Annotated in this window: 11 protein-coding genes; 9 read left to right on the top strand and 2 right to left on the bottom strand. The window is 63.8% G+C overall.

The window, feature by feature from the left end:
* Positions 1-13: 13 nt before the first annotated feature.
* The 9 genes from TQ38_RS22930 (at position 14) to TQ38_RS31090 (ending at position 10698) form a co-directional block, all read left to right on the top strand.
* Positions 14-2806, top strand: a complete 2793-nt coding sequence (locus TQ38_RS22930; RefSeq protein ID WP_043969957.1) for a M14 metallopeptidase family protein — start codon at positions 14-16, stop codon at positions 2804-2806.
* A gap of 3 nt (positions 2807-2809) precedes the next feature.
* Positions 2810-3643, top strand: coding sequence for a carbon-nitrogen hydrolase family protein (locus TQ38_RS22925; RefSeq protein WP_205316133.1), 834 nt, complete (start codon positions 2810-2812; stop codon positions 3641-3643).
* Positions 3640-4473: a creatininase family protein gene (locus TQ38_RS22920; protein ID WP_043969956.1), complete on the top strand. Its 834-nt coding sequence runs from the start codon at positions 3640-3642 to the stop codon at positions 4471-4473. Before TQ38_RS22925 ends, TQ38_RS22920 begins: the two co-directional genes overlap by 4 nt.
* Positions 4470-5132 carry an RraA family protein gene (locus TQ38_RS22915; RefSeq protein ID WP_043970554.1) on the top strand — a complete coding sequence of 221 codons (663 nt, stop codon included), beginning with the start codon at positions 4470-4472 and terminating at the stop codon, positions 5130-5132. The genes TQ38_RS22920 and TQ38_RS22915 overlap by 4 nt, the downstream gene beginning before the upstream one ends.
* Position 5133: 1 nt before the next feature.
* Positions 5134-5628, top strand: coding sequence for an Lrp/AsnC family transcriptional regulator (locus TQ38_RS22910; protein ID WP_043969955.1), 495 nt, complete (start codon positions 5134-5136; stop codon positions 5626-5628).
* Between the two features lie 199 nt (positions 5629-5827).
* Positions 5828-6985, top strand: coding sequence for a cystathionine beta-lyase (gene metC / locus TQ38_RS22905; protein ID WP_043970552.1), 1158 nt, complete (start codon positions 5828-5830; stop codon positions 6983-6985).
* Between the two features lie 101 nt (positions 6986-7086).
* Positions 7087-9552, top strand: a complete 2466-nt coding sequence (locus tag TQ38_RS22900; protein WP_240198063.1) for a TonB-dependent siderophore receptor — start codon at positions 7087-7089, stop codon at positions 9550-9552.
* A gap of 134 nt (positions 9553-9686) precedes the next feature.
* Positions 9687-10460: a sulfite exporter TauE/SafE family protein gene (locus TQ38_RS22895; RefSeq protein WP_043969953.1), complete on the top strand. Its 774-nt coding sequence runs from the start codon at positions 9687-9689 to the stop codon at positions 10458-10460.
* Positions 10387-10698, top strand: coding sequence for a DUF6356 family protein (locus tag TQ38_RS31090; protein WP_370059812.1), 312 nt, complete (start codon positions 10387-10389; stop codon positions 10696-10698). Before TQ38_RS22895 ends, TQ38_RS31090 begins: the two co-directional genes overlap by 74 nt.
* A 237-nt stretch (positions 10699-10935) precedes the next feature.
* Here TQ38_RS31090 and TQ38_RS22885 read toward each other — a convergent pair whose 3' ends face one another.
* Entirely contained in the window at positions 10936-12975 is a 2040-nt protein-coding gene (locus tag TQ38_RS22885; protein WP_052505479.1) for an ATP-binding protein, read from the bottom strand.
* A 61-nt stretch (positions 12976-13036) separates the two neighbouring features.
* A complete protein-coding gene (locus tag TQ38_RS22880) occupies positions 13037-14539 on the bottom strand; it encodes an ATPase domain-containing protein (protein WP_043969951.1) in 1503 nt (500 codons plus the stop codon).
* Positions 14540-14551 lie beyond the last annotated feature (12 nt).

Genomic DNA, 14551 nt, shown 5'->3' with positions numbered 1-14551 from the left:
GGGCCATCGAACCATGAAGACCACTCGCGCCCTGTTGCTCGCCACCTGCCTGGGCTTCGCCGCGCCTGCCATGGCGCAAGAGGCCGTGCCGACACCTGAAAAGGTCTTGGGCCACCGCATGGGCGAGGACCGCTACGTCCCCACCTATGACGAGATGATGGCCTACTGGAAGGCCCTCGCCGCCAGCAGCGATCGGGTCAAGCTGGTCGACATCGGTCCGTCCACCGAAGGCCGGCGGCAGGTCATGGCCGTAGTTTCCTCGCCCGAGAACCTCGCCAAGCTGGACCAGTACCGCGAGATCAGCCGTTCCCTCGGCGCCGCACAGGGCATCGACGAGGCCCGCGCCCGGGTGCTCGCCGCCACCGGCAAGGCGATGGTGTGGATCGACGCAGGTCTTCACGCCAGCGAAGTCGAGACCCAGACCGCGATGATCGCGCAAGTCCACGACCTCGTCGCCTCCGACGATCCCGAAGCAACGAAGATCCGCAACAATGTCGTTACCCTGTTCGTGCCCGACAACCCGGACGGCCAGCAGTTCGTGGCGGACTGGTACATGCGCTTCAAGGACCCGATGAAGCGCGAACCTGACTTCAAGTCGCTGCCCCGTCTCTACCACCCCTACGTCGGGCACGATAACAACCGCGACTTCTACATGGCGACGCAAGTAGAGACGCAGAACATGGTCCGCGTGCTCTACCGCGACTGGCGTCCGCAGATCGTGATGAACCAGCACCAGACCGGCCCTGCCGGCACCGTGCTGTTCCTCCCCCCCTTCCGGGACCCGTTCAACTACCACTACGAGCCGCTGGTGATTTCCAGTCTCGACGAGGTCGGCGCCGCGCTGCAAAGCCGTCTGCTGTCCGAGAACAAGGGCGGCGCCACTACCCGCAGCGGCGCGCATTACGACACATGGTACAACGGCAACCTGCGTACTTCTACCTACTTCCACAACGCGGTAGGCATCCTGGTCGAGATCATCGGCAGCCCGGTGCCCGAAACCATTCCCTTCGTGCCGGAGCGGCAGGTGCCCGGCAACGACCAGGCGCTTCCGGCCAAGCCGGGCCCATGGTCGATGGCGCAGTCGGTCGACTATAGCCTGTCGCTGGCGCGCGGGCTGCTGACCTATGCCGCCAACAACCGCGAAAAGCTGCTGTTCGACCGCTGGCAGATGGGAGCCAACGGCATCGCCAAAGGGTCGAGCGATAGCTGGACGATCTCCAAGGACCGCATCGAAGCCGCCCATGCCGCCCTCGCCGCACGCGGCGGCAAGCCCAAGCCGGTGCGCACCCGCGGCTGGAGCGAGATCGACGCCGACCTCTACGACACCGTCCTGCACGATCCCGCCACCCGCGACGCGCGCGATTACATCGTCCCCACCGACCAGCACGATTTCCCCACGGCGGCGAAGTTCCTGACGTCGCTTTCACGCCTCGGCGTCGAGATGGGCCGCGCGGAAAAGCCCTTCACCGCCGCCGGACGCGAATGGCCCGCCGGCACCTACATCGTCCCCGCCGCGCAGGCCTACCGCGCCCACGTGCTCGACATGTTCGAGCCGCAGCACTACCCGAACAACTTCGCCTATCCGGGCGGCCCGCCGATCCCGCCGGCCGATGCCTCCGGCTATACACCCGCCTTCCAGATGGGCGTCTCCTTCGCCCGCTCGCTTGATCCGGTCACCGTCGCCACCCGGCCGGTGAGCGGCGACATCTCGCCCGACGCGCTGCCCATCGCCGAAGCCGGCGCCGAAGGCACCGCTGGCGGCTGGCTGGTCAGCCACGAGCAGAACGATGCCTTCCGCCTCGTCAACCGCTTGCAGGCGGCCGGGATCGCGGTCTCGGCCTACCGCACCCCGCTGTCCGTCGCGGGCCGCAAGGCGGCGCCGGGGGCGTGGTTCGTTCCCGTCTCGGCAAAGGCCCGCACGATCGTCGAGGATGGTGCAAAGTCACTAGGCCTCACCATTCAGGCCGTGCCCGCCGCGCCGCAGGGCGAGCGGTTGGCAGTGCGCAAGCCGCGCGTCGCCATGGTCGACCTTTACGGCGGCCTTCACCCAACCGGATGGCTGCGCTGGATTCTCGACGGGCAGGAACTTCCGTACTCGATCGTCTACCCGCAGGAACTCGACAAGGGTGGCCTGGCAAAGAAGTTCGATATCATCGTCGTGCCGGACGCTGCCATTCCCAACGCCCGTTCGGGCGTGGACGGGGGCATGTTCCGGGGCCGCTTCGACAGCCGCCAGCCGGATGCGAAGGACATGCCCGCGAAGTACCGCGCCTCTCTGGGCGACATCACCGCCGAGAAGACCCTGCCCGCATTGCGCGCCTTTGCGCAGAATGGCGGGACGATCCTGGCGATGGGCTCCTCTGCCTCTGGCCTGTCCGCTGCGCTGGAACTGCCCGTCGCCGATCCGCTGATGGTTGAGAAGGACGGCAAGTCCGCGCCGCTCACCCAGACGCAGTTCTACGTCCCCGGCGCGCTGCTGACTGCCGATGCCAGCGCCGCCGACCCTATCGCCTGGGGTCTTAACTCCAAGGTCGACCTGTTCTACGACGGCAGCCCGGTGTTCCGCCCCACCGGCAAGGGGGCCTCGGTCGCCGTCTCGTTCGGAGAAGGACCGCTGCTTCACAGCGGCTGGGCCTGGCATCCAGAGCACCTGAAAGACACTGCCGCCGTGCTTACCGTGCCCGAAGGCAAGGGCAAGGTCATCCTCGTCGGTCCCGAGATCGCGCTGCGCGCCCAGACCCAGGGTGCCTTCAAGATCCTGTTCAACGCCATCGCGCTTTCCGCCGCGACACCTCAAGGAAACTGACCGATGCTGCGCGCAGCCGTCATCCAGCTCAACACCCGGAACGACAAGCCCGCCAACCTTGCTGCCATCGAGGCTGCTGTGCGCGCCTGCGCTGCGCGTGACCGGCCCGACTGGATCCAGCTCCCCGAACATTGCGAATGGCTGGGCGGATCGGCCGGCGCCCCTGCCATCGCCGAACCTTACCGGGACGGCGCGACCTGGACACTGCTTTCGCGCCTCGCGCGCGAGCTGAAAGTATGGATTCACGGCGGCTCGTTCTACGAACAGTCCGATAATCCTGGCCGCGCCTACAACACCACCGTCGTGTTTGACCGTGACGGCGCCGAGCAGGCCCGCTACCGCAAGATCCATCTGTTCGACGTGACCACGGCCGACGGCGCCAAGTTCCACGAATCCGCCACCGTCGACCCCGGCAAAGCCATCGTGACTTACGATTGCGAAGGCGTCACCGTCGGCTGTTCGATCTGCTACGATGTGCGCTTTCCCGAACTGTTCCAGCAGCTCATGCGGCAGGGCGCGGAGCTGATCGCGGTCCCGGCCGCCTTCACCCTGCTGACCGGCAAGGACCATTGGGAAGTCCTGCTGCGTTCGCGCGCCATCGAAACCGAATGCTGGGTCGCCGCCGCCGGCCAGTGGGGCACCTACCCAACCCCCGGCGGCGAGCGCCAGTCGTTCGGCCAGTCGATGATCGTCGACCCGTGGGGCGCGGTCGTCGCGCGGGTGTCCGATGGCCTGGGCAGCGCCTCGGCAGCGCTCGACATGGACCTGCTCGCCAAGGTCCGCCAGCAGATCCCGGTCGCCGCCAACAAGGCGATACGCATCGAGGCCAGCTTATGAGCAGCCCCCGCCCCTACGCGCTTCAGGACCTCAGCCACGCGCAGTTCGCCGCGCGGCTTGCGGCTTCGAAGCGGCCGGTCATCGCCCTCCCGCTCGGCAGCCAAGAAGAACAGGGACCGCATGCACCGATGGGTGATTACGTCGCCGCGGAGCGAATAGCGCTGGCCGCCTGCGAGGCGGCGAACGCGATCTGCGCCCCGGTCCTGCCGTTCGGGTTTGCCGAATTCTTTCGGGGCTTCCCCGGCGGCATGCAGCTGCGCGGAAACACCTTCCGCGCGGTGCTGCGCGACATGATCGACAGCTTCGTAGATCACGGCATCGACCGCGTCGTCATCGTCAACGGCCATTCCACCAACGCCCCGCTGATCGCCGAAGTCGTCCATGCGGTGCGCCGCGAGACCGGGGTGCTGGTGCCCGCGATCCACTTGTGGCGCTCGTTGCCCGACGCGATCTGGGCGGCAGCACACGGCAACAATGCAAGCGCGGCACGCGGCCACGGCGCCGATCCGGTGACCTCGGTGATGATGCACCTCGCGCCCGATCTCGTCGATCTGTCGCAAGGCCGCCCCGCCTCGCGCAAGGCGGTGTTCGGCCTGCCCTCCGACCCGCACTTTGCCAGCGCGCGTTTCGGTGCGGCGTCGATCGACCTTCCGCTCGACGCCACCGAAGTGGCCGACGACGGCATCGGCTCGGGTGACCCCGCGCTGTCGAGCGCGCGCGCGGGCGAACTGTTCACCGAATTCCTGGTCGGCCATGTCGCCGATTTTCTCACCTACTTCGGATCATGCGATCCGCGCTGCCCTGCATCGACGCCGGCCGGTATTTCATGACGCCCCATGACCTCCACCCGATGCCGGAGCCGTGCGATCCGACGCTCGTCGCCGCGCTGTCGCAGGTCGACACCTCGACGCTGGGACACTGGCGCCTGTGGGGCCTGTGCGATCCGGCACTGCGTCCGCTGGCGCCCGGGATGAAGGCGTGCGGCACGATCGTCACGCTCGCACTTCCGGGACCAGACGGCGCGCTGCTGCATGAAGTGCTGTCGCAAGTGCGCGCAGGAGACGTGCTGGTGATCGACCGCCTCGGCGACACCCGCCATTCCGCCGTCGGCGGAGTGGTCGCCGCTGCCGCTGCCTTGCGCGGACTGGCCGCGATCGTAGTGGACGGACCGGTTGCCGACCTGGCTGAAATTCTTGCCGCCGGGCTCCCGGTCTGGGCACGCGGCACCAGCCAACGCACCACCCGCCGCCTGGGCTTGGGCGGGCGCGTCAACGCCCCCGTCAGCGTCGGCGGCGTCGTCGCCCGTCCCGGCGATCTGGCGCTCTGCGATGGTGACGGGGTCGTATTCCTGTCGCCCGCCGAGGCTGCCCGGGACATCGAAATGGCACAGTACGCCGCAACGCGCGAGGCCTTCATCCGCGAAGGGCTCGCCAAGGGCATCGCGCTCAACGACCTGCTCTCCCCTCCGGCGCTCGCGGGAAGCCGCTGACATGGCGGAACGCCTGACCCTGGACGAAGCCGACTTGCGCATCCTTTCGGCGCTGCAAAAAGACGGCACGCTCTCGATCGCGGCGCTGTCGGAGGCGATCAACCTGTCGCACAACTCCTGCTGGCGCCGGCTCAAGAGGCTGGAAGCAGCGGGCGCGATCAAGGGGCGCGTGGCATTGCTCGATGCGGACAAGCTGGGGCTGGCGATGACCGCCTACGTCTCTGTCCGCACCAGCGAGCACAACGACCAATGGCTGGCCGACTTCAAGCGCGCCGTCGCCGCTCTGCCTGAGATCGTTGAATTGTACCGGATGACCGGCGACGTCGACTACCTGATGAAAATCCGCATCGCCGACATCGGCGCCTACGATGCGGTCTACAAGAAGCTGATCGGGATGGTGAAGCTCACCGACGTAAGTTCCGCCTTCGCCATGGAGGAAATGAAGAACACCACTGAGCTGCCCCTGTCCACCTCGCCCCTGGCGATCGCGAGATGAACGTCCCCACAGCGCGTCCAGAACGGGATGTATATCCCACAAATTTCGACATTCGGTGGAAATCTGGGTGAGACCATCAACTCCGCCGCAAACTAGAAGTGCAGATATTCCGGATGCCGCAAATACGGGCGCTCCGGAACGAACATTGGAAACGAAATACGTGAATATCGACAATTCCGGACCGGGTGAAGCCACCAGAATGATACACCCCGCTGCCGATGGGGAAGTCCTTTTGCGTACGGCTGCGCCAGTATTGCAGCGCGGCACCACTGTACTTCTCGATAACAGTGACTGCTTTGGCAAGTCTTCGCCTTCGTATGGGCGCAGTGGTCTGGCCACCCAGGAAGCGCTGCGCCATTCGCTGTGCGAGCTTGAGCACGGCGAAGTCGCCGAACTCTACCCCTCGGGCCTTGCCGCACTGTCGGGCGCGATCCTGGCCGTCTGCCGCAGCGGCGACGAAATCCTGATCTGCGACACCATCTACGGTCCGACGCGTCGCTTCGCCGAAACGACGATGGCGGACTATGGTGTCACCGCGCGCTACTTTCCCGCCGACATCGCGCTCGGCGAACTCGAAGCGCTGATCGGTTTGGCCACGCGCCTGATCGTGCTCGAAGCGCCGGGATCGTTGACGCTGGACATGATCGACGTGCCAGCGATCGCTACCCTTGCCCGAACCTGCGGCGTGCTGACCTTGATCGACAATACTTATGCGGCAGGCGTGCTGTTCAAGCCGCTCGACCATGGCGTCGACATCTCGGTACAGGCACTGACCAAGTACGTGTGCGGCCACTCCGACGTGTTCATGGGCTGCGCGGTGGCGCGGGGCGAGGTTGGCGCGATGCTCAAGCGGTCCTCGCGCAGCATCGGCTGGGCCGTGTCCTCGGACGATGCCTACCTCGCGCTGCGCGGCCTGCGCACGCTCCATACCCGCATCGAGCGCCACGGCGCCGCCGCGCTGGAAGTCGCCAGCTGGCTCGCCGCGCAGCCATTGGTGCGCGAAGTGATGTGCCCCGCTCTTCCCGGCACCGTGGGCCACGACCTGTTCGTGCGCGACTATGCCGGCGGCAACGGCCTTATCACGATCGTACTCGATGCGCCCGAAACAGCTGCGACCGCATTTCTCGACGCACTGCGCCTGTTCGGCCTGGGCTACAGCTGGGGCGGCTTCGAAAGCCTGGCGATCCCGTGCAACGACCAGATCCGCCAGCGCCGCTTTGCTGCGCCTTGCGAGAGCCCGGTGATCCGCCTGCATGTCGGGCTTGAGAACCCGGCGGACCTCATTTCCGAACTTCAAATCGCGCTGAGCGCATGTGCGCAGGCGAAAGACAACGAGCAAAGCCCCCGCACCTACTAAGGCATCGGGGTCAAATGCGCCGCCCGGCGAATGAGGCGGCACAGGGAGAAGTGGCTATCAACTGGCGGCTGTCATGCCGTCGCCCAAACATGGGGGTTTCAATGCGTACCGTACTACTCACGACGTCCATTCTCGCTCTCACCGCCGCCGTCGGTGGCACCGCCTTCGCGCAGGAAGCCGCTCCGGTTGCGGCTCCGACAGTGGCCGACGACATCGTCGTCACCGGCTCGCGCGGCCAAACGCGCACCGTAACGACCAGCCCGACGCCGATCGACGTCATCAGCGGCGAGCAGATCGCCCAGATGGGCGGCTCGATGCAGCTGCGCGACGTGCTGACCCAGCTCGTCCCCTCGTTTCAGTCGCAGCAGGTGGGCTCCTCCTCGTGGAACTCGGTCTCGCGGCCGGCTGGCCTGCGCGGCCTTTCAGGCGTCCACGTACTGGTGCTGGTCAACGGCAAGCGTCGCCATAACTCGGCGCTGATCGACCTTAACTCGGGCAGCACCTCGCCGGGTAGCAACCCGGTCGACCTCGACCAGATCCCGACCAGCGCGATCGCCCGCATAGAGGTGCTGCGCGACGGCGCCGCCGCACAGTACGGTTCGGACGCCATCGCCGGCGTCATAAACATCATCCTCAAGAACAGCGCCGAAGGCGGCAGCGCCTCGGTCGAAGCCGGCCAGCGCTACAAGGACAGCGTCAACGGCAGCGATGGCGAAACGTTCTCGGCGCAGATTTCCAAGGGCTTCAAGCTCGGCGAGAACGGCTCGATGGTGCTTTCGGCCGAAGGCAAGCACCAGCAGCAGACCGTGCGCAACAGCGACTCCACCGCGAAGATCTATCCGTCGGTAAACGGCGCCGATGACCCGCGCGAGGCGACCGCGAACAAGCGTCTGTATCAGGGCGGGCTGCCGCAGCTCAAGTCGGTGGCACTGGCACAGAACAGCCAGATCGACGCTGGCGACCTGACTTTCTACAGCAACGCAACCTTCAACTACCGCGAAGCCAAGGTCGGGCAGGCCGGCCGCACGCCGCGCACCACCAGCGACATCGCCGCCATCTATCCCGATGGTTTCACCCCCTATTACACCATGAAGGAAACCGACTGGCAGGCAACGGCGGGAATGAAGGGCCAGGCGCAAGGCTGGGACCTCGACCTCAGCACGTCGTACGGCCGCGACTACGTGCGCAGCGGCGCCGAGAACACGCTGAACGCATCGTTGGGCACCGCCAGCCCCACCAAGTTCGATACCTTCAGCTCTGCCTTCGACCAGTGGACGACCAACTTCGACGCCACCCAGGGCTTCGAAGTGTTCGGCGGCCGTCACCTGCAGGTCTCCTTCGGCGCCGAGATGCGCTATGAAAGCTACGTAACCAAGTCGCTCGACGCGGCCGCCTACGCTAATGGCGGTTACGTCTTCCCGGCAGGTTCGGGCACCGGCCTCGTCGGCCAGCCCGGCGCGATCGGCGCGCAAGGCGCGACCGTCGTCACTCCCGAGGATGAAGCCAATGCCAAGCGCATGTCGGGCGCCGGCTACATCGACCTCGCGCTCGACGTGACCGACCGCCTGCTCGTCACTGGCGCTGGCCGCTTCGAAACCTACGATGACAGCTCGGGCAGTGTATGGAGCGGCAAGGTTTCAGCCCTCTGGAAGGCTACGGATTGGCTCAACTTCCGCGGTGCGTTCTCGAACGGCTTCCGCGCCCCTTCGCTTTCGCAGCAGGCTTATGCGCAGACCGCGACGCAGGTTTCGCTGGTGAACGGGTCGTACCAGTTGATCGAATCCAAGATACTACAGACCGGCTCGGGCATCGCCCAGGCGCTTGGCGGACAGGAACTCAAGCCCGAAAAGTCGCGTAACTACAGCTTTGGCGTAACACTCAATCCGCTGGCCGGCTTCACGCTGACCGTCGATGCCTACCAGATCAACATCGACAACCGCATCACCCTGACCGGACTGCTATCCAGCGCAGGGGTACGCCAAATCCTGGTGAACAACGGGTTCTCGGGCGATCAGTACGTGCGCTTCTTCGCCAATGCCATCGACACCCGCACGCGCGGCATCGACGCGGTGGCGGCCTATGGCTTCTCGGCGGGCGACATTGGACGCTTCCGGGCGACGGCGGCGTTCAACTACAACAAGACCAAGATCACACACATCGCTGAAAACCCCGCCGAACTGGCGAACCTGAACCTCACCCTGTTCGATCGTCAGACCCAGGGCTATTTCACGGTCTTCACCCCGAGGGACAAGCTAATCCTCGGCCTCGAATGGTCGAATGGCCCGGTCTCGCTGCGCGCCAAGGAAACCCGCTACGGTAGCTGGAAGCTGCTCGCCAACCAGGCTGCCAACGACCAGAGCTACGGCGCCAAGTGGATCACCGATTTGGAAGCCGGGCTCCAGGCCACCGACACTCTCAAGATTTCGGTGGGCGCGTATAACCTGTTCAACACCTATCCCACGAAAAACTCCGTAATCAGCACCATCGGCAGCTCGCCCTACGGCAGCAACTCGCCCTTCGGTGCCTACGGCGGGTATTACTACGCCCGCCTCGGACTCGACTTCTAAGAACCCATCCTAGTGGCCGGCCTCGACATGAGGTCGAGCCGGCCACCTTTTTCCTGTTCCCGAAATTTCAGCGCTGATCCCACGCGAATCCTCCCGGATACGCGGCGATCCCGCACGCCTGAGGCCTTTCGTTCATGCTGTTCCTGCTGCACGCCCATCCCCTCGCCACCGCCATGGTCTGCGGCAGCGTGATCGGACTGGTCCTGGCGCTGATCGGCGGCGGCGGTTCGGTGCTGGCGACCCCGATGCTGGTCTACCTGATCGGGCTGGGCAATGCCCATCTCGCCATTGGCACCGGCGCGATCGGCGTCGCTGTCAACGCCGCGATGGCGCTGGCCGGGCACGCCAAGGCGGGGCGCGTGCGCTGGCGCTCGGGCCTGACGTTCGCCTTGTGTGGTCTAGTCGGTGCCAGCCTCGGCTCGACACTGGGCAAGCTGTGCGACGCGCAGTGGCTACTGCGCGGGCTCTCGGTGTTGATGCTGTTCATCGCCCTGTCGATGGCGCTGCGCCGCACTGTGCCTGAAACCGCAATTGCCCCGGTCGGCTGGCGCCGGCTCGCCGGGTTCGGCGCGGGTAGCGGCTCGCTTGCCGGATTCTTCGGCATCGGCGGCGGTTTCCTGATCGTGCCGGGCCTCACCGCCGCCACCGGCATGTCAATGGCCGAGGCGATTGCCACGTCGCTCATCGCCGTCACTGTGTTCGGTGCCACCACCGCCGCCAACTACGCAGCATCCGGCTTTGTCGACTGGCCGGTCGCCTTCGCGATGATCGCGGGCGGATTGCTCGGCGGACTTGGCGGCGGCGCCATGGCCGGCCGCCTCGCCGCGGGGCGCGATGTTCTGCGCTTCGCCTTTTCCACCCTCGTCGCCGGTATTGCTCTCGCGATGCTGGCAAGCACTCTTAATTGAAGGATCGTTCCAAATGTTTCGCAGGATCTTCAAGGACCACCCCCAGTCGGTTGGAGAAACCTACTTCGAGCATGCCCATTCAGCCTTCGGCTTCGGCACTGCGATGGTCGGCGCCGGCATCAAGTGCTTGGTGCACGGCCTTATACCCCCGCTTTTCACCACGTCAGGAAGTGACGCGGTGCGCAAACTCCACACCCGCATGGTAACGCACCGCCAACGTGACAAATGTAACAATTGATTGAAAGGACGCCGGTCCCTGCAAGACGCGTAGGGACCGGCCGAGGCATTGCGGATACGTCCGCCCGGGCGTCCCGCGCAGTCGATTCAGATCCTCGATCGCATGGACGATCGCATCGAATGGCTGCTCGATAATCGCGCGCAACTGCTCGCCTGCCGAAGTCAAAGCGCGGTCCGGTTTATCAAACGGACTCCTAGCGTCCGGCCAATAAAGCACGGCCGAATACACCGCATACAATCAAGACGGTGATGGCAAATCCGGCGATAATATTTCAAGGATTTTAGCTGACAGCATGTCGAGCTGGAAGGGCTTCGTGATCATTGCCATGTTGGTCCCGAGAAACCCGGCGCGAACGGCAGCGTTTTCGGCGTATCCGGTCACGAACAAGATCGGCAGGTCGGGATAATGGCCGCGCGCGACCTCGGCAAGTTGGCGCCCGTTCATACCGGGCAGACCGACGTCGGAAATCATCAAGTCAAACTTTTGCCCGGATTCCAGAAACTTTATCGCGGCCTCAGGCTCGGCGGCGGCGAAGCTCATATAGCCGAGTTCTTGTAATACGTCTCCGATAAGCAGACGCACCGAGTCGTCGTCTTCAACGAGCAACACCGTTTGACCACGTCCCTCATGGATGGGTGACGCACCGGGATCAGGAGTTTCAGAAACCTCGGCATTTGCGACGGGCAAATAGATATGAACCGATGTACCGACGCCTACTGCCGAATGCACCCTTACCTGGCCGCCTGACTGCTGCGCAAATCCATATACCATCGAAAGGCCGAGGCCAGTCCCCTGCCCAACCGGCTTGGTCGTGAAGAACGGCTCGAATACCTTTTCGACCAGTTCCTCGTCCATCCCGACGCCGGTGTCGGAAACGCTGACGACTGTATATTGTCCGGCCGTTATGCCCGGATGCTCCCTGGCATAATCATCGCCCAGAACCACGGTACTGGTCTCGATCGTCAGATCGCCGCCCGACGGCATTGCATCGCGCGCATTGATCGACAGGTTCAAAATGGCGTTTTCAAGCTGATTGGCATCGACGCTTGCAGGTGGCATTTCCGAATGGGTGAGGATCGAAACGGAGATTTGCTCGCCCATTGTGCGCAGCAGGAGATCGCGAAGCGAATTCACCAGCGCGTTTATGTCGGTCGGCTTGGTATCGAGCGACTGCCGGCGAGAAAATGCAAGCAAACGCTGGGTGAGTGCGGCGGCACGAAGGGCAGACTCAGTCGCGGCATCCATGAACCTGTCGATGTCGTCGTATCGTTTACGCGAAAGGCGCAGTTTCATAATATCGAGGGAGCCAATAACCCCGGTCAGCATATTATTGAAGTCGTGCGCGATACCACCGGTCAACTGTCCGACCGCCTCCATCTTGCGCGACTGGAGCAGCGCCGCCTCGACGGTCTTGCGTTGTTCGGCTTCCACCTCCACTTGCGTGAGCGCGTCCTGCAGCGCCATAGTGCGCTCGGTGACCTTTCGCTCGAGCTTCTGTGCAAAGGTAGTCAGAGCTTGCTGCGCGCGTTTCTGTTCATCGATATCGACAATGACAGAGATTGCACCCGTGACCTTTCCGGCAGGATCGAACAAAGGCAGCCCGCTGACCCGGGTCCAGACAGCTTCGGTCTCGCTGCGATGAAAACGGAACTCGATGCCCGGTACGATTTCGCCTTTGATTGCCCGCGCGGAGACAAAGCGATCCCTTAAAATGCGGCTGCCATCCGCTTCATAACCTTCCCACCGTTCTTCGCCTTCAGGGGTTCGCGATGGGACTTCGCCGGTAGGCTGGAACCGCCTGAATGCGGGGTTTGTCAAAAGCGTCCGGCCCTCCGCATCGACAAAAGCCACTCCAACGGGAAGATGGTCCAGCAGAACTGTCAGCTGTAACCGCTGTGCGTCGAGGTCGGCTATGCGATCGCGGATTTCGAACTGCTTCTGGCGGCCTCTGATAGCTGAGTTGATCGCACTCAGGAGCGATTCCGAACTTAGCGGCCGCTCAAGCAGCACCACGTTGATAGCACTTGCGGGAAGCCGGCGCCGCACTGCTTCCGTAGTAGCTCGGCGCCCTGCCTGACGTCCGGCCAAGAGGATAAATGGGATGTCCGACCATGGTGGCTGCGCTTCGAGGGCGCGATGAAGCCCGCTCAAATCGACTGCAAGCGCCTCCTCAGTCACAAGAATCGCGCCAACGTCTTCGCTGAGCTGTCCGGCCGCGTCATCAAGCGTACCGTACACGGCGACATCATACCCATGGCCGGTCAGCAGCGAATGCATGCTCTGCGCGTCACTGCCGTAAGGCGTAACGACAAGAACACGGTAACCTTGGGCAGCAGTCCTATGCACCGGAGCCACGATCTTCCAGTAGCGGTCGCTGAGATCCCGTATATTGCGGAGTTCCAGTCAGCACGCCCCGAAATGCAGACAGCGCTTCGCCTACGCGCACACCTCTGGCATCGACCCGAAATTCGCGGATGGTGTCTTCGTGGGAACCACTGCGGTTCTTGACGACGGAAATCGCCTTTCTAATTCGGCCGTCTGCTTCAAAGAACCGCAGCAGGATGACGATGTCAGCTATATACGACACATTGATCTCAGTCGTGCTCATCGTGCCGAAGAAACCCTGCTGCGGGTTAATCAGAAACGTGGCGACCCCGGCCTGATTAAGGTAAGATAGCAGCTCGTGCAGTTGCAGGATCAATTGTTGTTCCTGGGGCATAGCGGCGACATACCCGTTCAGGCTGTCGATCACGATAACACGGGCCTCGTTGTTTTCAATTTCCGCGCGAACCATCGCTGAGAATTCACCCGGCGCGATCTCGGCCGGGTCTATCTGGCGGATCGCCAGACACCCCCCGTCGATGAAAGATTGAAGATCAATCCCGAACGCCATGGCGCGGGCGATAAGGGTGCCGATCCTCTCGTCAAACTCGTAGATTACGGCCCTTTCACCGCGCCTGCATGCTGCGGCGACGTATTGCAGAGCAAGCGTGGTTTTCCCCGAGCCAGCAGGCCCGGTGATCAAGGTGCTGGTACCGTTGGCAGGTCCCCCGCCAAGCAGGGCGTCAAGCTCAGGAACCTCGCTGGCGATGGCCTCGCCAAGGAAGGGCGTGTGAAAATCCGACGCGATCAGACGCGGGAAGATATCCAGGCCGCCTTTGCGGATGATCAGATCATGGTAACCCGCGACGAAATCCACTCCGCGCAGCTTCTGCACCTGAAGGCGGCGGCGGGCGGCGCCAAAGTCCAGGGTGAGCCGCTCCAGCGTAATCACGCCGTGGCACAGGCTATGCAGGTGATTGTCGCGTCCGCCATTCGAGCCGGTGAGGTCGTCGACCAGGATCACAGTCGTGCTGAGACCTGCAAAGAACTGCTTGAGATAGAGCAACTGGCGGCGATAACGCAGCGGATCCTGCGCCAGAAGTCGCATTTCCGAGAGACTGTCGAAAACCACCCGGCTTGGCTTTATCCGCTCGACCTCATCCTTGATGAGTTGGATCGTACCGCCCAGTTCCATCTCCCAGCTGTGAAGGATCGACTGTTCGCGGCCGGGTCCGAGAACCTCGTCAGCGGATGCCAGTTCGAACAGCGTTACGCCGTCCAGGCTCCAGCCATGAGACTCGGCGACGGCTTTCATTTCCTCGCTGGTTTCCGACAGCGTGATGTAAAGCGTCCGTTCGTCCTTGCTCTTGCCGTCGAGCAGGAAGCCCAATGAAAGGGTCGTCTTGCCGGACCCGGGCGAACCTTCGACAAGGTACACCCGGTTTGGCGGCAACCCGCCGCGCAAAATCTTGTCCAGGCCCGAGTTACCGGTCGAAATTCTCGTGTCGTCGTATGCCATTACCGCCCGCGT

The organism is Novosphingobium sp. P6W, from assembly GCF_000876675.2.
Taxonomy (GTDB): Bacteria; Pseudomonadota; Alphaproteobacteria; order Sphingomonadales; family Sphingomonadaceae; genus Novosphingobium.
This window is presented reverse-complemented; position numbering and strand designations above follow the sequence as displayed.

Bases quoted from the DNA above. Each gene is read 5' to 3' on its own strand.
- TQ38_RS22930 (WP_043969957.1), top strand. From the start codon at position 14: ATGAAGACCACTCGCGCCCTGTTGCTCGCCACCTGCCTGGGCTTCGCC.
- TQ38_RS22925 (WP_205316133.1), top strand. From the start codon at position 2,810: ATGCTGCGCGCAGCCGTCATCCAGCTCAACACCCGGAACGACAAGCCC.
- TQ38_RS22920 (WP_043969956.1), top strand. From the start codon at position 3,640: ATGAGCAGCCCCCGCCCCTACGCGCTTCAGGACCTCAGCCACGCGCAG.
- TQ38_RS22915 (WP_043970554.1), top strand. From the start codon at position 4,470: ATGACGCCCCATGACCTCCACCCGATGCCGGAGCCGTGCGATCCGACG.
- TQ38_RS22910 (WP_043969955.1), top strand. From the start codon at position 5,134: ATGGCGGAACGCCTGACCCTGGACGAAGCCGACTTGCGCATCCTTTCG.
- metC (WP_043970552.1), top strand. From the start codon at position 5,828: ATGATACACCCCGCTGCCGATGGGGAAGTCCTTTTGCGTACGGCTGCG.
- TQ38_RS22900 (WP_240198063.1), top strand. From the start codon at position 7,087: ATGCGTACCGTACTACTCACGACGTCCATTCTCGCTCTCACCGCCGCC.
- TQ38_RS22895 (WP_043969953.1), top strand. From the start codon at position 9,687: ATGCTGTTCCTGCTGCACGCCCATCCCCTCGCCACCGCCATGGTCTGC.
- TQ38_RS31090 (WP_370059812.1), top strand. From the start codon at position 10,387: ATGTTCTGCGCTTCGCCTTTTCCACCCTCGTCGCCGGTATTGCTCTCG.
- TQ38_RS22885 (WP_052505479.1), bottom strand. From the start codon at position 12,975: ATGCATTCGCTGCTGACCGGCCATGGGTATGATGTCGCCGTGTACGGT.
- TQ38_RS22880 (WP_043969951.1), bottom strand. From the start codon at position 14,539: ATGGCATACGACGACACGAGAATTTCGACCGGTAACTCGGGCCTGGAC.